Annotated in this window: 18 protein-coding genes; 6 read left to right on the forward strand and 12 right to left on the reverse strand. The window is 71.6% G+C overall.

What is annotated here, in order from left to right; translation table 11 throughout:
* Nucleotides 1-17 precede the first annotated feature (17 nt).
* Nucleotides 18-3,293, reverse strand: a complete 3,276-nt coding sequence (locus AB0J91_RS19975) for a UvrD-helicase domain-containing protein (protein ID WP_363870857.1) — start codon at nt 3,291-3,293, stop codon at nt 18-20.
* Nucleotides 3,290-6,478 (reverse strand): ATP-dependent DNA helicase, encoded by a 3,189-nt coding sequence (locus AB0J91_RS19980; RefSeq protein ID WP_363870860.1) that lies wholly within the window; start codon nt 6,476-6,478, stop codon nt 3,290-3,292. Before AB0J91_RS19980 ends, AB0J91_RS19975 begins: the two co-directional genes overlap by 4 nt.
* Before the next feature lie 231 nt (nt 6,479-6,709).
* On the opposite strand from AB0J91_RS19980, the gene AB0J91_RS19985 reads away from it, so the two are divergent.
* Both AB0J91_RS19985 and AB0J91_RS19990 read left to right on the forward strand, forming a co-directional pair.
* Nucleotides 6,710-7,687, forward strand: coding sequence for a chitinase (locus AB0J91_RS19985; protein ID WP_363870863.1), 978 nt, complete (start codon nt 6,710-6,712; stop codon nt 7,685-7,687).
* Between the two features lie 174 nt (nt 7,688-7,861).
* The gene (locus tag AB0J91_RS19990) at nt 7,862-8,149 is read left to right on the forward strand and encodes an MGMT family protein (protein ID WP_363870866.1); all 288 of its coding nucleotides are present in this window, start codon (nt 7,862-7,864) and stop codon (nt 8,147-8,149) included.
* 136 nt (nt 8,150-8,285) lie between these two features.
* On the opposite strand, the gene AB0J91_RS19995 is transcribed toward AB0J91_RS19990, so the two are convergent.
* The 5 genes from AB0J91_RS19995 to AB0J91_RS20015 all read right to left on the reverse strand — a co-directional run bounded on the left by AB0J91_RS19995 (nt 8,286) and on the right by AB0J91_RS20015 (nt 13,634).
* Entirely contained in the window at nt 8,286-9,089 is an 804-nt protein-coding gene (locus AB0J91_RS19995; RefSeq protein ID WP_363870869.1) for a uroporphyrinogen-III synthase, read from the reverse strand.
* A gap of 46 nt (nt 9,090-9,135) precedes the next feature.
* Entirely contained in the window at nt 9,136-9,933 is a 798-nt protein-coding gene (locus AB0J91_RS20000) for a TIGR02569 family protein (protein ID WP_363789545.1), read from the reverse strand.
* 177 nt (nt 9,934-10,110) lie between these two features.
* Nucleotides 10,111-11,283: an adenylyltransferase/sulfurtransferase MoeZ gene (gene moeZ, locus AB0J91_RS20005; RefSeq protein ID WP_363789544.1), complete on the reverse strand. Its 1,173-nt coding sequence runs from the start codon at nt 11,281-11,283 to the stop codon at nt 10,111-10,113.
* Nucleotides 11,284-11,462: 179 nt separating this feature from the next.
* Entirely contained in the window at nt 11,463-12,506 is a 1,044-nt protein-coding gene (locus AB0J91_RS20010) for a DUF3152 domain-containing protein (protein WP_363870872.1), read from the reverse strand.
* A 99-nt stretch (nt 12,507-12,605) separates the two neighbouring features.
* Nucleotides 12,606-13,634, reverse strand: a complete 1,029-nt coding sequence (locus tag AB0J91_RS20015) for an alpha/beta fold hydrolase (protein ID WP_363870875.1) — start codon at nt 13,632-13,634, stop codon at nt 12,606-12,608.
* 117 nt (nt 13,635-13,751) lie between these two features.
* On the opposite strand from AB0J91_RS20015, the gene AB0J91_RS20020 reads away from it, so the two are divergent.
* A complete protein-coding gene (locus AB0J91_RS20020; protein WP_363789540.1) occupies nt 13,752-14,372 on the forward strand; it encodes a TetR/AcrR family transcriptional regulator in 621 nt (206 codons plus the stop codon).
* 165 nt (nt 14,373-14,537) lie between these two features.
* Here AB0J91_RS20020 and AB0J91_RS20025 read toward each other — a convergent pair whose 3' ends face one another.
* Nucleotides 14,538-15,419: an alpha/beta hydrolase gene (locus AB0J91_RS20025; protein ID WP_363870878.1), complete on the reverse strand. Its 882-nt coding sequence runs from the start codon at nt 15,417-15,419 to the stop codon at nt 14,538-14,540.
* 53 nt (nt 15,420-15,472) lie between these two features.
* Between AB0J91_RS20025 and AB0J91_RS20030 the strand changes: the two genes are divergently transcribed.
* On the forward strand, nt 15,473-16,216 hold the full coding sequence (locus tag AB0J91_RS20030) for a TetR/AcrR family transcriptional regulator (RefSeq protein ID WP_363870881.1): 744 nt from the start codon (nt 15,473-15,475) through the stop codon (nt 16,214-16,216).
* A 59-nt stretch (nt 16,217-16,275) separates the two neighbouring features.
* On the opposite strand, the gene AB0J91_RS20035 is transcribed toward AB0J91_RS20030, so the two are convergent.
* A complete protein-coding gene (locus tag AB0J91_RS20035) occupies nt 16,276-16,503 on the reverse strand; it encodes a DUF3107 domain-containing protein (RefSeq protein ID WP_132672916.1) in 228 nt (75 codons plus the stop codon).
* A 150-nt stretch (nt 16,504-16,653) separates the two neighbouring features.
* Nucleotides 16,654-17,340 carry a ferritin-like fold-containing protein gene (locus AB0J91_RS20040; RefSeq protein ID WP_363789537.1) on the reverse strand — a complete coding sequence of 229 codons (687 nt, stop codon included), beginning with the start codon at nt 17,338-17,340 and terminating at the stop codon, nt 16,654-16,656.
* A gap of 498 nt (nt 17,341-17,838) precedes the next feature.
* Here AB0J91_RS20040 and AB0J91_RS20045 point away from each other — a divergent pair, with 498 nt between their 5' ends.
* Nucleotides 17,839-19,413, forward strand: a complete 1,575-nt coding sequence (locus tag AB0J91_RS20045; RefSeq protein ID WP_363870920.1) for a DEAD/DEAH box helicase — start codon at nt 17,839-17,841, stop codon at nt 19,411-19,413.
* Between the two features lie 122 nt (nt 19,414-19,535).
* On the forward strand, nt 19,536-20,738 hold the full coding sequence (locus tag AB0J91_RS20050; protein ID WP_363870884.1) for a hypothetical protein: 1,203 nt from the start codon (nt 19,536-19,538) through the stop codon (nt 20,736-20,738).
* 60 nt (nt 20,739-20,798) lie between these two features.
* Here the strand turns inward: AB0J91_RS20050 and AB0J91_RS20055 are convergent, their stop codons facing one another.
* The gene (locus AB0J91_RS20055) at nt 20,799-21,233 is read right to left on the reverse strand and encodes a hypothetical protein (protein WP_363870887.1); all 435 of its coding nucleotides are present in this window, start codon (nt 21,231-21,233) and stop codon (nt 20,799-20,801) included.
* A gap of 23 nt (nt 21,234-21,256) precedes the next feature.
* Complete coding sequence (locus AB0J91_RS20060) at nt 21,257-22,108, reverse strand: PD-(D/E)XK nuclease family protein (RefSeq protein ID WP_363789534.1); 852 nt, start codon at nt 22,106-22,108, stop codon at nt 21,257-21,259.
* Nucleotides 22,109-22,123: the final 15 nt, after the last annotated feature.

The raw sequence follows: 22,123 nt of genomic DNA on the forward strand, positions 1-22,123 counted from the left end.
CGCCGCGCACGCCGAACTCAAGCTCCGCCACCCGAACGTGTACTCATTTCCGGGTTCTTCGGGACCGCGGTGATGAGCTCGCGAAGACCTTCGGAATCCCGGAGATCCGCAGGTCGCAGCGTGTAGTCGTGGCGGACGTAGTGGAAGGCGGCCCGGACCTTCTCCAGCGGGGTCTTCGACAGCTCCGCCCACGCCAACCGGTACGCGGCCAGCTGCACCGACAGCGACGGGATCTGGTCGCCGTTGGGCACTCCACCGGTCTTCCAGTCCACGACGGTCCAACCGCCGTCGGGATCGGCGAAGACGGCGTCCATCCGGCCGCGCAGGACGATGCCCTCCACCTGCGTCTCGAACGGCACCTCCACGCGGTGCGGGGTCCTGTCGGCCCAGGAACCTTCGAGGAACGCCTTCTGCAGCTCGGCGAGGTCCTCGCGCAGCGGAGCCGAATCGTCGGCGGCACCGGGCAGTTCGTCGACGTCCAGCAGCGCCGAGGAGGTGAACCGGTGCTCCAGCCAGGCGTGGAACGCGGTTCCGCGGCGGGTCATCGGGTTCGGCGGGTACGGCAGCGGCCGCCGCAGCCTGCGGGCCAGCGCGTCGGTGTCACCGGCGAGCTCGACGAGCTGGCTGACCGACAGGTGATCGGGCAGCCGGACCTGCTCGCGTCGCTGCGCGGCGGCGGCCCGCTCCGCCAGCAGCACGTCGACGTCGCGCGCCCAGCCGTCGGGGTCCTCGTCCACCTCGATCGAATCCACGGCGGACAGGGCCGCGCGGACCAGCTCCGCGCCTTCGGCGACGGCTTCGCGACGCGGCCCCAGCGGATCCACCGGCCACTCGGCGGAGCGGACCTCGTCGGCCAGCGGGTTCTCGGCGTCCTCGTCGGGAGTCGGGCACCACTCGTCGATGACGCCGACGCGGTCGCCGTGCACGACCTCGGCGGTCTCGGTGAGGAAGTCCGACGGGCCCTTGGGCCGGTCGCCGTTCTCGCCCCACCAGTGCCCGGACAGCAGCAGAGTGCGCTCCGAGCGGGTCACCGCGACGTAGAACAGGCGGCGCTCCTCGGCCAGCCGCCGGGCTTCGAACTCCTCGTCGTGGATGCCCAGCGCCTCGCTGAGCTCCTTGCGGTCCAGCCCGTGCAGCCGGTCGACGTCGAGCTTGGGCAGGTCGGGTGCGTCGCCGCGCAGCTCTGCGGGCAGCGAGGTCACCGACCGCAGCCACGACGAGGACTTGCGCTTGCCGGGGAAGACGTCGTTGACCAGGTGCGGAACGGCCACGACCTGCCACTCCAGGCCCTTGGCCGCGTGCACGGTGAGGATCTGCACGCGATCGTCGGCGACCTCGACCTCACCGGGTTCCAGACCGTCCTCGGCGCGCTCGGCGGCGGCGAAGTAGTCCAGCAGCGACGGCAGCGTCGCCGACGGGCTGGCCGTGGCGAACGAGGTGACCACGTCGGCGAAGGCGTCGAGGTGGATGCGGCCCACACCGCCCGGCCGGGCCAGGCTCTCGATGTCCAGCAGCAGCGTGCGCTCGGCGTCGGCGACCAGCTCGGGAAGCGGCTGGTCCAGGCGGCGTCGCAGGGCGGCCAGCTCGCCGCCGAGCCTGCGGATGCGGTCGTAGCCCTGCTCGGAGTAGCGCTCCGGCCTGCCGGGGTCGTCGAGGGCGTCCGCCAGGCCCGCCTGCTCGGCGTTCTCACCGGGCAGCGCGGCGTGGACCACCGCCGAGGCGTCGTCCGACTCGGGTACGCCGAAGAGCTGCGTGCCGAGCTCCCGCGCCCGCTCCCACAGCGCCGCCAGGTCGGCGGCTCCGATCCGCCAGCGCGAACCGGTCAGCAGCCGGGCCGCAGCCGTGCCTGCGAGCGGGTCGACGAGCAGCCGGAGCGCGCTGACCAGGTCGCGCACCTCCGGCTCGTCCAGCAGCCCGCCGAGGCCGACGACCTCCACCGGAAGACCGCGTTCCCGCAGCGCGACCGCGATGTCGGCCATGTCGGCGCGGCGGCGCACCAGCACGGCGGCGGTCGGCGGGCGGCCGGTCTCGTCGATCGAGGCCTGCCACTGGGCGTGGATCCGGTCGGCCACCCACTCGCGCTCGGCGCGGACGTGCTCGGCCAGCAGCACCCGGATGTCGCCGTCCTCGGCGCCTTCGCGAGCGCGGAGCTCGTCGACCTCCAGGCCGATCCTGCGCAGCGGTTCGGACACCGCGTTGGCGATCCGCAGCACCTCTTGGGGATTGCGGAAGCTGGTCAGCAGTCCGTAGCGGTGCGCGGGAGCCAGGTGGTCGGCCTCGGTGCGCGGGAAGTCGTTGGTGAACCGGGGCAGGTTCGCCGCGCTCGCACCGCGCCAGCCGTAGATCGCCTGCGCCGGGTCGCCCACCGACGTCACCGGCAGCGACGCCGAATCGCCGCCGAACAGCGAGCGCAGCAGCACGCGCTGGGCGTGTCCGGTGTCCTGGTACTCGTCGAGCAGCACGGCGCCGTAGCGGGCCCGCTCGCCCTCGACGACCTCGGGGTGGCCCGCGGCGAGGTTGGCCGCCAGCGACATCTGGTCGGCGAAGTCCATCGCGCCTTCGCGGCGCTTGCGCTGCGCGTACTCCTCGACCAGCGGCAGCATCGCGGTCCGGAGCCGTTGCGCGGCGACGACTTTCACCAGGTCCTGCGGCAGGTTGGCGCGCTGGCCCTTGGCGCGGGGCGCGTTCTCCACCGCCTCGCAGAGCTTCTCCGCGTGCACCCGCAGTTCGTCCGGGCTCACGAGGTGCTCGGCGAGCTCACCGGCCAGCGCCAGCAGGTAGCTGGTGACCGTGGTCGGCACCTTGTCGGTGTCGAGGTCTTCGGTCCAGCTCGCCACCACGCGGTGCGCGAGCTGCCAGGAAGCGGTCGCGGTGAGCAGCCGCGCGCCCGGCTCCACCGGCACGCGCAGCCCGTGCTCGCCGACGATGCGCCCGGCGTAGGCGTGGTAGGTCAGCACGGTCGGTTCTTCGGTGAGCACCGCCGACCGCAACTGCCCGCTCGGGTCGACCTCGTCGAGCAGGCCCGACCCGGCGAGCCTGCGCAGCCGGGCGCGGACCCGGTCGGCGAGCTGGCGGGCGGCCTTGCGGGTGAACGTCAGACCCAGCACGCGCTCGGGCGTGACGAGCTGGTTGGCGACCAGCCACACGACGCGCGCGGCCATCGTCTCGGTCTTGCCCGCCCCGGCACCGGCCACCACCAGCGCCGGTTCGGGCGGTGCGGCGATGACCTCGGCCTGTTCGGGCGTGGGCTGGTGCAGGCCCAGCGCCTGGGCGATCCGCTGTGGACTGATCACTGCGAAACCTGCCTACCTGCGGGGTGAACCGGGCAGCTGGTGCGCGCCGGGCAGCGCGGGCAGTCGGTGTTCTCGCTGGCCACGTAGGCCGGTCCGAGGCTGGCCTCGGCGGCGCTGTGCACGACGTCGAGCCACACCTTGATCTTCTCCTGGTCGAGCGGTTCCTGCGCGCGTTCGGTCGCCGAGCCCTTGCGGTCGGACTTGGCGACGTAGAGCAGCCGGGCTCCCCCGGGCTCCTGCTCGTCGCCGAAAGCACCGAGCGCGGCGGCGAGCTGGTAGACCGCCAGCTGCGGGTGTTCTTCGGCATCACCCTTGCTGACCGGCGCTTTCGCCGTCTTGACGTCGACGACGACCGGCCGTCCCGAGGAGTCGGATTCGAGCCGGTCGACCCGGCCGCGCAGCCGCAGCCAGGGACCGCCTTCACGGCCCTGCACGGTGACGTCGAGGTCGCGTTCCACGCCCACCTGGGTGAGTTCGGCGCGGGACTGCACCAGCCAGACGACGAAGGCGTTGAGCATCCCCTCGACGCGCTTGCGCTCCTTGCGGGAGAACCACGGCGCTCCGGCGTCGATGGTCTGCCACGCCTCGTCGAGCGCCTGGTGCAGCTGGTCGGTGTCGGCGCCGTCAGCGGCGGCCTGCACCAGCGCGTGCACGAGAGTCCCCGTGACGGCGGCGAGTTCGGCGGTGTCCTGGCCACCGTTGCGCTCGACCAGCCAGCGCAGCGGGCACTTCGCGAGGATGTCCACTGTGGAGGGAGAGACCTTGACCGGGTCGTCGCCGGTGATCAGCGGCGCGTCGGTGGACGGTGCGGGCAGGCCGTACCAGGCGTCGGGGTCCGCGCCGGGCACGCCGTCGGCGGCGAGCCGGGCGAGCTGCCCCGCCGCGCGGCGCCTGCGCTCCTCCGGCTCCTCGGAGTCGCAGACCACCCGGCGCAGCTCACCGACCAGGTCGGCCAGCGTGAGACCGCGCTCCGGGCGGGCGATCGGGCGTTCCGCGGAATCCGGGTCGCTCTCCACGCCGTCGAGCTCGTCGAGGAACCGCGAAGGCTGCTCGTCCTCGCCGCGCACCGCGCTGACCAGCAGGCTGCGCCGGGCACGGCTCGCGGCGACCAGCAGCAGCCGGCGCTCCTCGGCCAGCAGCGGGGCCGTCGCCGACACCCGTTCCGCGGTCATCCCCGACAGCACGTCCACCAGGTGCTCCACGCCCAGCAGCGATCCGCGGAGCCGCAGGTCGGGCCAGCTGCCCTCCTGCACGCCCGGGACCGCCACCACGTCCCACTCCTGGCCGGTCGCGGCGTGCGCGGTGAGGATCTGGACCGCGTTGTCGCGCGGTGCGGTCGGCGCCAGCGAGGACCCGGCGATCTGCTGGTCGGTGAGGTAGTCGGCGAACCCGGCCGCGTCGTTGCCGGGTGACCGGTCGACGAACTGGGCCGCCGCGTCGAACAGCGCCACGATCGCGTCCAGGTCGCGGTCGGCCTGCGCGCCGGTGACGCCGTGGCGCTCGGACTGGGCGACCCAGCGCTTCTCCAGCCCGCTGGCCTTCCACACCCGCCACAGGGTTTCCTCGACGCTCTGCCCCTTGTCCGCCGACTCCTGCGCGGTGCGCAGCAGAGCCGCGACGCGGCGGGCGGGTTCGGCGGCCGAGTCCTCCAGCGCGGCCAGCCGGTCGCCGTCGCGCAGCACCTCGACCAACAGCTCACCGCTGGGACGACTGCCGCCCGACGCCGACTCCAGGCGCAGCAGACCTCGCCGCAACCGGCGCAGCGCCAGCGGGTCGGCGCCGCCGAGCTGCGAGGACAGCAGCACCGCCGCCGCGTCGGCGTCGAGCTCGTGCGGGCGGACCGCGCACCGCAGCAGCGTCAGCAGTGGACGGACGGCGGCGCGCTGGGGCAGCGGCACGTCGTCCACCGGCAGCGCGATCGGCACCCCGGCGGCCAGCAGCGCGCGCCGCAGCACCGGCAGCGACCGGCCCGTCGAGCGCACCACCACACCCATCCGCGACCAGGGGATCTCGTCGAGCAGGTGCGCGCGGCGGAGCTGGTCGGCGACCCACGCGGCTTCCTGCGCCTCGGTCGCCAGCAACCGCACCTGCACCGCACCGCTCGCCGTCTCGTCCTGCTCGGACTCCGGCTCGGGTTCGACCAGGCGGCGCTGCGGCCCGTGGCCGGGCAGCCGGGAGGCCAAGCGCTGCACCGCTTCTCGCACCGACTTCGACATGCGGTGGTCGACCGTGAGCACGGTGGTGTCGGTGCCGCCGGGATCGGCGTCGAGCAGGCAGCGCGGGTCGGCGCCGCGGAAGGTGTAGACGGACTGGTCCGGGTCACCGGCGAGGATGAACTCGGTGGCGGTGTCGCCGAGCGTGCGGATCAGCCGGTACTGCTGCGGGTCCAGGTGCTGCGCGTCGTCGACCAGCACGTACCGGACCCGGTCCTGCTCGGCCATGAGCAGCCCGGAGTCGGTGGCGAAGGCCAGGCGCGCGGAGCCGACGAGCTCGGCGGCGTCCAGGGCCGGGGCCTGCGAGCCCCCAGCCCCGCGCAGCAGCGTGACCTGCTCGTACTGGCGGCCGAACCGTCCCGCGGCAACCCATTCCGGGCGTCCGTGCTCGCGGCCGAGGGCGATCAGCCGGTCCGGGTCGACGCCGCGTTCGGCCGCGCGCAGCAGCAGGTCCCGCAGCTCCTCGGCGAAGCCCGGGACGGTCAGGGCGGGTTGCAGGGGCTCCGGCCAGTCGGGGGCGCCCTGCTCGACGTCACCTTCCAGCAGTTCGCGGACCAGGGCGTCCTGGTCGGGGCCGTTGAGCAGCTGCGGCGGCGGGAGCTCGTCGCGCACCGCCTGCAGCCGCAGGACGGCGAAGGCGTAGGAGTGCACGGTGCGCACGAGCGGTTCCGGGGCGGTGCGCACGTCCTCGCCGGATCCGGTGAGCAACCGGGTGATCTCGGTGCGCATCCACGACGCCGCGCGGCGGCTGGAGGTGAGCACGAGGACGTTCTCCGGTGACACTCCCCGGTTTCGGATCCGGTCGGCCGCGATCTCGGCGATCAGCGTCGACTTCCCCGTGCCCGGACCTCCCAGCACGCGCAGGAATCCGAAGGAGTGCTCCAGCGCGCGGCGACCCGCTTCGTCCCAGGTCGTGACGCGGCGCGCGGTCTCGGCGCGGCGCACGAGCACGGGCGAAGTCGCGGGAGGCACGCACCGAATGGAACCACGCCGAGGCGACAAGATCGGTTCCGGGCACGCCGGAATGTGCCCGAGTTCTCCGGGATTTCCAACTGTGAATGCTGGGATCGTGCTCCGACGTTTGGTGGTACAAACCAATTTTGCGGTCTGGCAGATTTCCTCCCATCGCGGGCCTCCCCCGCCCGTGACCTGCGAATTCGCGCAGCCCCGATCGCGCGACGCAACCCCGAAGAAGGAGGAAGCGTGAGCAAGATCCGCACGAGCCTGCTCGCCGGCGCCGCCGTTCTCGGCACGTTGGCCCTCGGCGCGGCCCCGGCGCTCAGCGCCGAAGAGCCCAGCGCCGCCACGAGCCCGGTCGCCGCCTCGCCGTACCTGTACAACGGCTGGGGCAGCCCGCCCGCGCCCGCCGACGTCATGAACGCGACCGGCATCAAGGACTTCACCCTCGCCTTCATCAACTCCGACGGCGGCTGCAACCCCGCTTGGGACGGTCAGCGCCCGCTCGACGGCCAGGACAAGGCCACCATCGACGCGATCCGCGGCGCAGGCGGCGACGTGATCCCGTCCATCGGCGGCTACTCCGGCACCAAGCTCGGCGAGGTGTGCGGCGACGCCCAGCAGCTGGCCGCGGCCTACCAGAAGCTGATCGACGCCTACGGACTCAAGGCCATCGACATCGACATCGAGGCCACCGAGTTCGAGGGCCAGGCGTCCCGCGACAAGGTCGTCGAGGCGCTGAAGATCGTCAAGGAGGCCAACCCCGGCCTGCTGACCGTGGTCACCTTCCCGACCACCACCACCGGCCCGAACGAGAACGGCAAGGCGATGTTCGCCAAGGCCGCCGAGATCGGCGCGAACATCGACGTGTGGACGCAGATGCCGTTCGACTTCAACGGCTCCGACATGGCCGCGGACACCATCTCCGCGACCGAGGGCCTCAAGGAAGCGCTGAAGGCCGCCTTCGGCTACGACGACGCCGACGCCTACGCGCACTCCGGCATCTCGTCGATGAACGGCAAGACCGACGTCGAGGGCGAGCTCGTCGACCAGGCCGCGTTCCAGAAGATGGCGGACTACGCCAAGGAGAAGGGCCTCGGCCGCTTCACCTTCTGGTCGGTCAACCGCGACCGCCCGTGCAGCGGCGGTGCCGTGGACTCCTGCAGCGGCATCGACCAGCAGGACTGGGACTTCTCCAAGATCGTCGCCGGCTTCCAGGGCTGACGCTCGGTCCCCCTCAACAACGGCCCGCCCCTTCCACCCGGGGGCGGGCCGTTTTCCCATGGGCGGTTTTGGTCCGGATCGACCCGACAAACGCGACATCGATCGCGGACGGTTCGGACCAAAACCGTCCGCGAGGCGACCGGGAGCGCTCAGCCGTGCGGTAGCTTTCGATGCGTGGATGAGGAGACGTTCGAGCGGGTCCGGGCCGTGGTCGCGTCGATCCCCCCTGGCCGGGTGCTCTCCTACGGCGACGTCGCCGAGCTCGCCGGACTCCGGTCCGCGCGGCTCGTCGGGCGGATCATGTCCGAGGACACAGCCGACCTGCCCTGGCACCGCGTGCTGCGCTCCAACGGCACCGTCGCCGACCACCTCCGCCACCGGCAGCTCGAACTCCTCCGCGCCGAAGGCGTCCTCGCCACGGACGGCCGCATCAACATGAGCCAACACCGCTGGAAGCACTGACCCACCTCACCCGAAGTGCGACACCCCCACGTGTCTGCCGAGGTCAGGGCCGCTTCGCGGGGTGGTGATTCGAATTTCGCGCGAAATTCGAGTTCGGAAGTTCCGATTCGAATTTCGCGCGAAATTCGAATCGGGGTCAGGCATCCCGGCTGGGCAGCTGCTCGGTGATGAGGCGGACCAGGGCCGCCGTGCGGGCTCGGTCCGGGATCGCGTGGGGCAGATCGGCTTTGACGATGGGCGCTGCGGTGACCGGGCCGACGCAGGCGATGAGGACGTTGTCGCGCAGCGCCTTTCGGAGCGCCTCGCCCCGGTCGGTGCGGTCGGCGCGAGCCAGGAAGTTGGTCGCGGCAGGAGCGCTGGTGAACGGCAGGGCGTCCACCTCTCCCGCGATGACCGCGTCGATGAGGCGGTCCAGCGGCTCCAGCTCGACCGGGTCGGTCCAGCGGTAGACCGTGACCGGGACGACCTCGGCGCCGGCTTCGGCGAGCGCGCGGCGGAATTCGAGCATCGGGTCGCCGTGGACCTGCAGCACGATCCGCTTGCCCGCCACGTCCTGCTCCAGCAGGTAGGCGAGGATCTCGGCGGATTCCTCCGTCGGCGAGGTCCACTCCTCGCGCAGCCCGGCACCGCGCACCGCGCCCTTGGCCTTCGCGCCCCGCGCCACCACCCGGGCATCGCCGAGGTGCGCCGTCAGCGCGTCACCCGAGGCCTCGAACCAGCCCCGGAAACCCATGCCGGTGATCGCCACGACGAAGTCCACCGGAGCCGAGAGCACCCGCTCGGTGGCGACGGCGAGCTCGCCGTCCTCCGGCAGCGGAACCGTGTGCATCGCGGCGCCGAACAGCACGCGAGCACCCCGGCGGGCCAGCAAGTTGCCGATCTCCTCGGCCTTGCGCTCCGCCGTGATCCCGACCGTGAAACCGCTCAGAACGTCCTGCACGCGCCCATCGTCACACAACCACCCGCGTGAACCGAGGCGAAGCGCGTCACAGGACTTCGAGCACGACCTTCGAGGCCCGCTCCAGGCCCGTGAGCGTCTTCGCAGATGAGCGCGGGTGCAGCGCGTGCACCGCGAGCCGGAACAGCAGGGCGCGCAGCAACGCCTGCGGCCAGTCGGTCAGGTGCGACCAGCGCTCGACGATCGCCGGGTCGGCTCCGCCCCAGGCCAGCGAGTCCACGACCACCACGGCCGCGGCCCACTCGGCGGGCCGCCAGTAGGCGTTGAAGTCGATCACCCCGGGCGAGGCGTCGCCGGCGAAGAGCACGTTGCCGAACAGATCACCGTGCACGACCTGCGCCTGCAGCTGCACCGGGCGCCGCGAACCGGCCAGCACGTCGTAGAGCCTGCCGCCCTTCTCCTGCGGCAGCGCGTAGTCCTCCTCGCCCCACGCCATCCGGTCGGACAGCGCGTAGATGTCCTGGCGCAGCTGCAGGAATCGCGGCCTGGACAGGTACCTGCTGGCCGCGTGCAGCCGCAGCGACATGGCCACGACCTCGTCGTGCCGCGGCTCGGGACGGCCCATGACGTCGCGGCTGGCGGACCAGCCCGACACCACCCAGCGGCCGTCGGTCGAGCGGACCGGGCGCGAGACCCGGACGTCGTCGGGTTCGAGCACGTCGAGGGTCTGCGCGACCCACGCGGCTTCGGCGGTGTTGGCGGCCGGCTTGAGCACGATCTCGCCGCAACGCCACGCGACCGCGCCCTCCAGCGCCTCGGGCTCTTCGACACGCGCCCCGAACGCCGCGCACACGTGCGGCGGTGGCGGCTCCGGCGTAGCACTCACGCGGCAGACGCTACCTCGAAGATCGAGGATTCGGCAGCAGGCGCTCCGCATGGAACGGTTCTTGTGGGTGCTGTGCTCGGCGGTGCCGGTGGCAGAACCTGGCTCCGGTGCACCCCTGCACGAACAGCGGTGCACCGGATCTTCGAGAACCGGTGCACCGCTTCGGAGTGACTTCGATCAGTAGGTCGGCAGGCTCTTGTCGACCTGGTTGGCCCAGCCCAGCACACCGCCACCGACGTGGACGGCGTCGGCGAAGCCGGCCTTGTGCAGCGCCGCCAGCGCCTCGGCGGAACGGCCGCCGGACTTGCAGTGCAGGACGATCTTGCGGTCCTGCGGCAGCTCGGACAGCGCCTCACCGGAGAGGATGCGGTCCTTGGGGATCAGCGTCGAGCCGTCGATCTTGACGATCTCGTACTCGTGCGGCTCCCGGACGTCGATCAGCTCGAACTTCTCGCCCCGATCGAACATGTCCTTGAGCTCCTGCGGCGTGATGGTGCTGTTCGCCGCGGCCTGCTGCGCGTCGTCGGAGACCACGCCGCAGAACGCCTCGTAGTCGATCAGCTCGTTGATCGGGTCGGCGTTCGGGTCCTTGCGGATCTTGACGGTGCGGTAGCTCATCTCCAGCGCGTCGTAGATCATCAGTCGGCCCAGCAGCGTCTCACCGATGCCGGTGATCAGCTTGATGGCCTCGTTGACCATGATCGAACCGATGGAGGCGCACAGCACGCCCAGCACGCCGCCCTCGGCGCACGACGGCACCATGCCGGGCGGGGGCGGCTCGGGGTAGAGGTCGCGGTACTGCGGCCCGTGCTCGGCCCAGAACACGCTGGCCTGGCCCTCGAAGCGGAAGATCGAACCCCACACGTACGGCTTGCCCAGCAGCACGGCGGCGTCGTTGACCAGGTACCGGGTGGCGAAGTTGTCCGTGCCGTCCAGGATCAGGTCGTAGTCCCGGAAGATGTCCAGGGCGTTGTCCGAGGTCAGGTGCGTCTGGTGCAGGTTGACCTGGACGTAGGGGTTGACCTCGGCGATGGAGTCCTTCGCCGACTCGGCCTTCGGGCGGCCCAGGTCGGACTGCCCGTGGATGACCTGGCGGTGCAGGTTCGACTCGTCGACCTCGTCGAACTCGACGATGCCGAGCGTGCCGACCCCGGCCGCGGCCAGGTACAGAAGCGCCGGGCTACCGAGCCCGCCGGCGCCGACCACCAGGACCTTGGCGTTCTTCAGCCGCTTCTGCCCGTCCATCCCGACGTCCGGGATGATCAGGTGGCGGCTGTAGCGCGCGACCTCTTCCTTGGTCAGCTCCGACGCCGGCTCGACCAGCGGCGGTAGCGACGTTGCGCCGGACATTCCCAGCTCCTCCTCTGGTGGCGGCACCGCTCGCTGCGAGAGCGGCCGGTGCCTCAAAAGCGTCCACGTGTTGACGTGCAGGCAACACGGAATCTGCAACGCAAGCCTGAACGATCCGATTCCCCAACCCAAACTACTCCCAGCATCCGGGACGGCGACCCGCTCGCGGGAGGCCGTGTCTAGAAGCCGGGCGCGACCGGGAACGGCCAGGCGTTCGGGCGGCAGACGAAACCGTTCGCGTCGATCGTCGTGCCCTGGTCGGCGACCTGGTTGAGGTCGTGCAGCTCGTTGTTGGCGACGCTGAAGGTCTGCTGCATCATCACCGGCGCCAGCGCGCCCTGACCCGGGCAGCCGACGTGCTTGTTGGCGAAGACGTGGCCGACCTCATGGTTGATCGCGTAGCGGCGGTAGTTGCCGATGTCACCTTCGAACGACACCGCGCCGCGCACCCACCGGGCCACGTTGAGGTAGACCATGTCGCCCTTGCGGCACGAGCTGTCGTAGGGCACGCCGGCGGTGTAGTCGCAGGCCTCGCGGGCCGTCTGCTGGCTGACCAGGATCACCCGGAAGTCCGGGCGCGGACCGCTGGAGTCGACCCGCTGCAGCGAGATGCCACCGGCCTCCGGGTTCGTCCAGCTGCGCGGGTCCGACAGGGTCGTCTGCACGAGGTTGCCGAACTCGGCGTTGGGATCGGGGAGCTGCACGCCGACCTCCAGCTCCACGCTGTAGCGGTAGAGCTGCCCGGAGCCCACGACCGGTGACGTGCCGGGCAGCACCTGGAAGGTGCGGGCACCGGTCTCCGGGATCGGGCCGCCGGGAGGCAGGTCGGCGGAGAACATGTTGACCGGGTAGGTCTGGCTCGGCGGCGCCTCGCGGACGATCGGCTCGCCCGGACCCTGCTCGGCGATCGGCGGCGGACCGGTCAGCGCGGCGTCGACGTCGCCCGGGCGCACGGTCTGCAGCACCGCGAGCGCGGTGATGACCACCAGCAGCGGCAGCGCGTAGACCCGCCAGCCGTAGCGGCCCAGGGCGCTCTTGCGGTGCCTGGCGCGGTAGTGGCCCTTCGCCGGCTCGGGCGTCCAGGAGGCGGCCAGCGGCTCGTCCCTGGGTGCTTCACCGCGCCGCCGCGTCCGATCCGCGAGACCACGCGACTCGCGCGCGGAACGGTCCGCCGGATGGCGGTCTTCCACGGAGTCGTTGGAGGGCTGCGGCCGGCGGTTCACCCCAATAGCGTGCCACAGCCCGACCAGCCAACTCCGTCACACCGACCACTAGGGGTGAGCGCCCTCGAAAAGATCACCCTTGTTGCGTAAGAGCGGGTTTCACCAGGTGTCGGACAGCGCGAGTCCCAGGATCGCGCGGGCCACCATCGCAGGACGCTCCAACTGGGCGACGTGACCGGTGCGCGGCAGCACGAGCAGCCGCCCTCGCGGGAGCAGCGTCGCCGTGCGTGGTGCCTTGCGCACTGAAACCACCCGATCGTTGTCACCCCAAATCACCAGGGCGGGGGCGTCGACGCGGGGCAGCAACCGCCACAGCGAGCGCGCGGGCGGCGAGACCCAGGAGCGCATCAGCTCCACGGTCGTGCGGGCCAGCGCGGCGGTGGCCCACGGCAGGCTCGCGCGCTCGGCGAACTCCTCCGCCGCCTCGTCCAGGCGGTGCGGCGGGATGCGGTCCGGCTCGGCGAAGCACACCCGGACCAGCTGCTCGGCCCGCTCCCTCGGGGTGACCTCCGCGAGCCTGCGGCGAGTGGGCGGGCCGATGAGCGGCAGCAGCGCCAGGGCCAGCCGCGGATCGGAGATCCGGCTCGGGCTCGGCCGCAGGTCCGGCATCGCCGGGGAGATCACCGTCAGCGTGCTGACCAGGTCCGGGCGGCGCACGGCGACCTCGATGGCCACGGCCGCGCCGAAGGAGTTGCCGGTCAGGTGCACCGCACCGGCACCCAGCTCGGTCAGCAGCCGGATGATCAGGTCGGCGTTCTCCTGCCGCGTGTAGCCGAAGCCGGCCGGGGGCTGCGAGCGGCCGAACCCGGGCAGGTCCACCGCGACGCTGCGCAGGTGACCGGACATCTGGGCCGACAGGTCGGTCCAGTTCGTCGAGGACCCGGCGAGTCCGTGCAGGTGAACGGCGGTCTCCGCGCCGGGCGGCCCCTCCGTCTCGCGGAGGTGCAACCAGGCCGAACCGGACTCGTCGGCCGCGGGCAGGTCGACCTTGCGGCCCTCCGGCGGACGCAGGTGGGGATCCAGCGCGGGGAGGCCGTCGACCAGCGGCACCCGCGTCAGGGCGTCGCGATCCAGCCGGTTCCGCCTCGCAGGCCGGTGCAGGTTCACGTCGGTCGCACGCGTCGTCATCGGTACAGGATGCAGTCCCAACCGGACGGATTGCGGTAAGCGCCTTTACTGGCGAGTAGAGTCGGGGAAGTTTGGGGGCTGCATGGCCACCGATCGCGGCGGAAGGAAGAGGCGAGGATGACCGGGACCGCGCAGCCGAACAAGGGAATCCGGTTGCCGCGCGACGCGCGCCGGGCGCAGCTGCTCGAAGCTGCCCAGTACGTGTTCGTGCACAACGGTTACCACGCTGCGGCGATGGACGACATCGCCGAGCGCGCGGGAGTGAGCAAACCGGTCCTCTACCAGCACTTCCCCGGCAAGCTGGAGCTGTACCTGGCGCTGCTGGAGACCCACGGCAACGAGCTCGTCCGCCGGGTCCGCACGGCCATCGAATCGACCGCCGACAACAAGCTGCGTGTGCGCGCAACCATCGGCGTGTTCTACGAGTTCGTCGCCAGCGAGGACCAGGCGTTCCGGCTCGTGTTCGAATCCGACCTGCGCGGTGAGCCGGCCGTGGAGAAGGCCGTCGAGAAGTCGCTCTCCGGCTGCATCGACGCGATCACCGAGGCCGTCACCACCGACGCCGGGCTGGACGCCGCCCGAGCCCGCCTCCTCGCGGTGGGGCTCGTGGGCCTCGCCCAGGTCACCGCCCGGGATTGGCTCGACGAGCAGCAGAAGATCCCCCGCGAGGAGGCCGTCAACCTGATGTCCACCCTCGCGTGGAAGGGCCTGGCGGGCTTCCCGCTCCAGACCCCCTGACCCGACGCGAATCCGCACTTCACGCGAACAACACCCGCACTCGGGCTCGTCCGCACAGGTCAGAGCAGCTTTCGAGGTGGGGATTCGAATTTCGCGCGAAATCTGAGTCCGAACTTTCCCACTCGAATTTCGCGCGAAATTCGAATCCCCCCTGGTCAGGTGACGTCAGAGCAGCGTGGCCAGGCGCGCGGTGAGTTCCTCCGTGCGCTCCAGCGGGAGCATGTGCCCCGCTCCCGGGTAGAGGTAGAGCTCGGCGCTCGGCAGGGTGTCGGCGATCTTCTCCGCGTGGGCCCGCGGGGTGAGCCGGTCCGAGAGGCCCGCGAAGATCAGGGTCGGGATGCCCTCGAGCTTGGCCACGGCGTCGGCGCGCTCGTGCGCGGCGAGCGACTCGCGATAGCCGGCCATGTTCACCGGGTGGCACCCGGCCAGCCAGGACGCCGTGGCCGCCACGTCGTCGGACTGGGGCCGCTTGCCGAACAGCAACCACCGGACACCCGGGCGCAGCCAGCCCGAAGCACCGCTGACCCGCTGCCCCTTGGCACCCGCCAGGTAGCGGCGCAGCGCCCGCTCACCGGCGTTGAAGACGTCCGCACCGGGCTTGGGCAGGCCGAAGCTGGGCTCGGCGAGGTTGCCCGAGGAGGTCGCCACGAGCGCGACCCCGCGCACGCGGTCGAACACTTGCGGGTGCTGCTCGGCGAGCGCCATGATCGTCATGCCGCCCATCGAGTGCCCGGCGAGCACGAGCTCGCCCTCGGGCACGCGGTCGGCGATGAGCTCGGCGAGGTCGTCCGCGCAACGGCGGATGGTGGCGTCACCGGGTTCGGCAGGGCGGCTGCCGCCGTGGCCGCGCAGGTCGTAGCGCAGGGTGCGCACGTTGCGTCCGGCCGCAGCGGGCAGTCCGGCGGCGACGCGGTCCCAGGTGTGCTTGCTCAGCGTCCAGCCGTGCACGAACACCACGGTGACCGGGGCGTCCGCGGGGCCCTCGTCGATCAGCCGCAGCCGGGCGCCGTCGCTGGTGGTGAACTCGGCGGGAGTAACCGTCTGCAATTCCGCTCCATCAAGATTGCGTGTTACCGGCGGTAACAGTAACCTCAGGTAGCGTGAGTCACAGTGCCCGGCATGTCAAGGCTGTCCGAAACGACGAGCACAAGGGCGACGCCCGCAAGGAGCGGTGGCGCGAGCACCGGCTGGCCCGGCGCGCCGAACTCGTCCAAGCGGCCGTTCGCGCGATCGGCGAGCACGGCGCGGAAGTCGGCATGGACGACATCGCCGCCGAGGCCGGCGTCAGCAAACCCGTGCTCTACCGGCACTTCAGCGACAAGAGCGACCTCTACGTCGCCGTCGGCGAGTGGGGCACCGACCTGCTGATGCAGCGGCTCCGGCCGCTGTTCAAGGTCAACGACTCCGCCAACGAGCTCATCCGGCGGCTGCTCGACGCCTACCTGGGCCTCATCGAGGAGTACCCGGACCTCTACCGGTTCGTCGTGCAGCGCAACTTCACCGACCGTCCCGTCGCCACCGACCCGGTGTCCAACGAGAAGACCGTCATCGCCAACTCGCTGGCCAGGCTTCTCGGCCGCTACATGCGCGCGCTGGGGCTGGACTCCGGCGGCGTCGAGGTGTGGAGCCACGGCCTGGTCGGTCTCGTGCAGGCCAGCGGCGACTGGTGGCTGGACCGGCAGACGATGAGCCGCGAAGACCTCACCACCTACCTGGCGCAGGTCATCTGGTCGGGCATCGACGGCGTGCTGCGCTCGGCCGGGCTGGTCCTCGACCCGGACGAGAACCTCGACCTGCTCGACGAGACCTACCTGGAGGTCGTCCCCAACGAAGAGCACGGCTGAAACGCGTCGAGGGGCAGCCCGGAAACCCGGGATGCCCCTCGACCAGCTCGAATCGGGTGTCAGCCGACCCCGAAGCCCACGCGCGGCACGTCTGCCGGTCCGATCTCGATGTAGGCGATCTTGGTCGACGGGATGATGATGCGCCGTCCCTTGCTGTCGTCCAGCGCCAGCACGCTCGCCTCGTTCTTCAGCGCGTCGGAGACCAGCGATTCGATCTCCTGCGGGGACTGCCCGCTGTCGACCGTCAGCTCGCGCGGACTGTCCACGACGCCGATCTTGACCTCCACGCCGAACCTCCGTAGGGCACTAGAAACGATGTGACTGCGCAAGGCTATCCCAGCCACCCCGCAGGGCACCGGATCTGCCCATTCGCTAAGAGCGAATCGGATCTCCGCGGCCGTCACCTCGCTGGTGCGGGCAGAGGCGGCAGCGGCTGATCAGCCCAGGCCCAGCCGTCCCATGCGCTTGGTGTGGTTGCTCTGCAGGCGGCGGAACATCGCACCGATGCCGGTGAGGTCCCCCGAGCCGGTGATGATCAGCTCGGCCAGCGCGTCGCGCTCGGCGACCACGAACTGGGCCTGGGTGATCGCCTCGCCCAGCAGGCGGCGTCCCCACAGCGTCAGCTTGTCGCGCAGCGAGCGGTCGTCGGCGCAGGCCGCCTGGACCTCGCGCTCGGCGAAAGCGGAGTGACCGGTGTCGGCGAGCACCGTCAGCACCAGCTCGCGCGTGTCGGCCTCCAGCCACTCGGCGACCTCGCGGTAGAAGTCCGCGGCCAGGCCGTCACCGACGTAGGCCTTGACCAGCGACTCCAGCCACGAGTGCGGCGCCGTGGAGGAGTTGAACGCCTCGAAGGGCTGGGCGAAGGGCTGCATCGCCTCGTCGACCGCGACACCGCGCGCGGCCAGCGCCTGCTCCAGCATCCGGTAGTGGCCGATCTCGGCCGCCGCCATGCTCGACAGCGCCGCTCGGCCGGTCAGCGTCGGCGCGGTGCGCGCGTCCTCGGCCAGTCGGTCGAACGCCGAGAGCTCCCCGTAGGCCAGCGCCGCGAGCAGGTCAACGACGCCTTCCTGGTAACGTTCGTCACTTTCACCCGGCATCGTGGCCCGCTGGTCAGCCTCGTTCATGGCTGCGAGCGTAACCGTCGGCACGCCCGAGTTATACGCGCCACGTCAGTTTTGGCTGAAGAACAGGTATCCTCGGCCTCGGAGGAGCAATCGGCGTCCAGACGACGCGGTCGAACACCGTGGGGTCGGCTCCCCGAAACGTCACGGTCCGGGCGACGGGCGCCCGAGCGAGACGGCCCCGGACATGTCGGCGCGACGCGGCTCGAGCGAACGGCTCGACGGCCTTGGCGCGCATGCGATGCCGATGAGACAACGAACCAGCCAGCGGGGTATTCGCCGCTGTAGCGAAACGAAGGCGCGCACCATTACGTCGGTGACCACGAGCACTCCGAGCAGCCGCGGAACAGCGGCCGCCGTGTGCCGGGAGGACGTCGCCACGGGATCGGCCCGAACCGGGAGGAACGCGCGCAGGTACCGAGAGAGGCGATCATTCTGACGTTCACGAACACCCAGGCCCCTGGTGGCCTAGAAGATCAGACCGGGGGCGGCGCCCCCGACATCTCCAACAGTCCCGCGGACGAGGCGACCGAAGAGCACCTCCCGCCGACGTTCGCCGAGCTCGACGTCCACCCGGACATCGTCAAGGCGCTCAACGACGGCGGCATCGAGCGGACTTTCGCGATCCAGGAGCTGACGCTCCCGCTGGCGATGCGCGGCGAAGACCTCATCGGCCAGGCCCGCACCGGAACCGGCAAGACCCTGGGCTTCGGCGTTCCGCTGCTGCACCGCGTGGGCGGCGCCGGCGACGGCACCCCGCAGGCCCTGATCGTGGTCCCGACCCGCGAGCTGTGCCTGCAGGTCACCCGCGACCTGACCGACGCGAGCAAGCACCTGGGCGTGCGGACCCTCGCCGTCTACGGCGGCCGCCCGTACGAGGAGCAGATCTCCGCGCTGCGCAACGGCGTCGACGTGGTCATCGGCACCCCGGGCCGCCTGCTGGACCTGGCCGAGCAGCGCCACCTGGTGCTGGGCAAGGTCTCCACGCTCGTGCTCGACGAGGCCGACGAGATGCTCGACCTGGGCTTCCTGCCCGACATCGAGCGGATCCTGCGGATGGTGCCCGAGCAGCGGCAGACCATGCTGTTCTCGGCGACCATGCCCGGACCGATCCTGACCCTGGCCCGCACCTTCATGACCCGCCCGACGCACATCCGCGCCGAGCAGGCCGACGAGGGCGCGGTGCACGAGCGCACCCGGCAGTTCATCTACCGCGCGCACTCGATGGACAAGTCCGAGCTGATCGCCAAGGCCCTGCAGGCCGAGGACCGCGGTCTCGCGATGGTCTTCAGCCGCACCAAGCGGCAGGCGCAGAAGCTGGCCGACGAGCTCACCGAGCGCGGCTTCGCCGCCGGCGCCGTGCACGGCGACCTGGGCCAGGGAGCCCGGGAGAAGGCGCTGCGCGCGTTCCGCTCCGGCAAGGTCGACATCCTCGTCGCCACCGACGTCGCGGCTCGCGGCATCGACGTGGCCGGCGTGACGCACGTGATCAACCTGCAGTGCCCGGACGACGAGAAGACCTACGTCCACCGCATCGGCCGCACCGGCCGCGCGGGTCGCGAGGGCGTGGCGATCACGCTGGTCGACTGGGACGAGGAACCGCGCTGGAAGATGATCAGCGACACCCTCGGCCTGGGCAAGCCGGAGCCGGTGGAGACCTACTCCACCTCGGCGCACCTGTTCACCGACCTGAGCATCCCGACCGACGTCACCGGGCGGCTGCCGCTGGCCAAGCGCACGCGCGCCGGGCTGGACGCCGAGCCGGAGGGCGAGTCGGGCGAGGCCAAGCGCCCGCGCCGCAACCGTCGCCGCACCCGCGGCGGCAAGTCCGAGGGCGGTGGCGAGCCGACCAGCGGTGCCCGGCAGGACTCCGACGCCGAGACCCGCCCGACCCGGCGCCGCAACCGCCGTCGCACCCGCAGCGGTGACGACGTGAACGCCGAGGTCGGCGCGCAGCAGTCGGAGGCCCCGGCCGCCGCCGAGTCCGGTTCGACCGACGCGGGCGACCGTCCGCGCCGCCGTCGTCGCCGCCGTCGTGGCGGCGAGGGCTCCGCGGAGTCCACCGACAACGCCTGACCTGCGAACACCCGGAAATCTCGACCTCCACAGGGGGTCGAGATTTCTTCGTGTCTGGGCCCTTCTCCGAGCGCGGGTAAGCTCCGGGCCGGGAGCCCGTCGATGACTTTGGGGGAGTTGGTTTGGTCCGGCCGGAGCGGCGCACCAGGGGTGACCTGGTCGCGGTCGCGATGATCGTGGTGGCCGTGCTCATCGGCTCGGGCGTGCTGTGGTTCAACAGCGACGCCCGGGCGACGATCTCGGAGACCGCGGCCGAACCGCTGCCGAAACCACCCGTGCCGACGTCGGTTCCGGGCGCCCTGCACGAGATCTGGCGGGCGCCGAGCCCGGCGACCCCGGTGCCGGTGATCGCATCGCCGGCCGTGGTCACCGGCAACGGCAACGAGGTCCTCGGCCACGACCCGCTGACCGGCCGGGTCGCCTGGCGCTACGCGCGCGACATCCCGCTGTGCACGATCGGCACCGAGTGGGACCGGGCCGTCGCGGTCTTCGCCAAGTCGCAGAACTGCAGCGAGGTGACCTCGCTGCGGGGACCGACCGGTGAGCGCGGCCCGCAGCGCAACACCGACGCCGAGTTCGGCACCCGGCTGCTCGGCGACGGCACCTACCTGACCGCCACCGGCCGCCGCTCCTTCGAGACCTGGCGCTCCGACCTGGTGCGCACCCAGCAGTACGGCATTCCGCCGCAGCTGAAGAACCCGAAGAACAACATCGAACGCCCGGAGTGCACCTACTCCTCGATCGCGGTCGGGCACGAGCGCGCGAGCGCCATCGAGAACTGCCCCGGCGAGACGGGCCGGGTCACCGCGATCAAGGCGCATCCCGAGGACGACGAGAAGCCCGAGGAGATCTTCAGCGTCTCCCTCGGCAGCCGGGACGCCGCGGTCGTGGCGGTGACCGAGGAGCGCGTCGCCGTGGTCATGCGCGACGACCCGCAGCTGGTGCTCTTCGACAACACCGGCCGCGTGGTCGCCACCCACCCGGTCCGCACCGGTCCCCTCGCGGGCGACGACAACGTGCGGGTCGAGAGCACCGCGATCGGACGCCGCATCTACTGGCACACCGGGGCGGACACGATCGCGCTGGACCCGAAGACCCTCGACCCGCTGTGGACCGTCCCGGACACGCTGGGAGCGGGGACCTCGTTGGCGAATCGGCTGGTGATGCCGGTGCAGGGCGGCATGGCCGTCCTCGATCCGGTGACCGGTGCCCGCGAGCGCGTCATCCCCGTCGACCGCGGCGGCTACACCGGCCCGGTCCGGCTCAACTCGGTCGGACCGGTCGTGCTGGAACAGCGCGGCGACACCCTGATCGCGCTGCGCTGACCGCGAAAAAGGGCCTCCCGCGCGGAAGGCCCTTCGGAGTGGGTGGCGGTGCTCAGACCGTCACCACCACCAGAACCAGAGCGATCCCAGCACCACGACCAGCACGCCGACCACGGCCAGACCGCCGTTGCGGTCGCGGTGGCGGTCGGCGTAGGTCTGCAGCGCGAGGGCGATGAGACCCGCGACGACCTGCGAGATCACCGCGCCGACACCCGGCCCCTGCTGCCCGTGCGAGGTGGCCCAGAACTGGACGCCGATCAGGACCAGCCCCAGCACCAGGGAGCCCGTGGCCAGCGCACCGGTGAAGCTGCGCAGGGTGGTGCCCGCGGTGCTCACCCGGCGGGACCGGGCGAGTTCGTGGCGGTGCGGGCGGGTGTGCCGGGCCTCAGGAGCCGCGCTGCGCGGACGGGGCGGCGGCATCCGGCGCGCACCGTCGCCGGGCGGCATGTGCCGCGTGCGGGGCGGTGTGCGGCGTTGCGGGGCTGGTGCGTGCATCGGCCCGTCCTCCGGTCGAAAGCTCATCCGTCCCCCAGCAGCGACCAGGGTCGCAGATCCGGTGCGGCCTGCTGTCCCTCGGTGCAGTGTGCCCGGAAATCGCACCAGGAGCAGTGCGGTCCGGTCCTGACCGGGAACGCCGTCTCCGCAACGGTGCTGGAGCCCGGGGACGCGGATTCCAGTGCGTCGGTTGCCTCTTGGAGCTCACCCGCCAGCCGTTCGGCGCGTTCCCGGAGTCCGTCGAGGGACTCGGCGGTGTGATCCCAGGCAGCGACCGTACCGGTCGGCAGGTGATGCAGCTCAACCCGGTTGCACGGCCGACGCAAGGTCTTGCGCACCGCGAGCGCGTACAAGCCCAGTGCCAGCGAGTTCTTCGCGTCGTCGACCCGCAGCCCGTGCCTGCCGGTCTTGTAGTCGACGACCACGAGCTCGCCGTCCCGCTCGTCGACGCGGTCCACCCGGCCCTCGGCGATGATCTCGCCGACCGGCGCCGACACCCAGCGCTCGATGGCCACCGGGGTGAAGTCGGCCGGCAGTTCCGCCACGTAGTCGTGGACCCAGCGCTGCGCGCGTCGCCGGTGCTCGGCGGCCTGGTCGGCGTCGGCGAATCCGTCGGATTTCCAGTGCCGGTGCACCAGCACCTCCGCCCGCTGCGGGGTGCGCTTCTCCGGACGCAGCTCGAAGTACGCCTTCAGCGCGTTGTGCACGACCGCGCCGAGCGTGGCGTTGGCCCACGCCCCTCCGCGCTTCGGCGCGGGTCTGTCGAGGTAGGTCATGCGGTACCGGCGAGGGCATCCCGCCCACGTCGACAGGCGGGCTGGGGTGACCCGCACGAGTTTCCCGGGAATGCCTTCCAGGCCGAGCTGCTGCTGCACGCCGACAACACTACG

The organism is Saccharopolyspora sp. NPDC049357 (assembly GCF_040677225.1).
Taxonomy (GTDB): domain Bacteria; phylum Actinomycetota; class Actinomycetes; order Mycobacteriales; family Pseudonocardiaceae; genus Saccharopolyspora.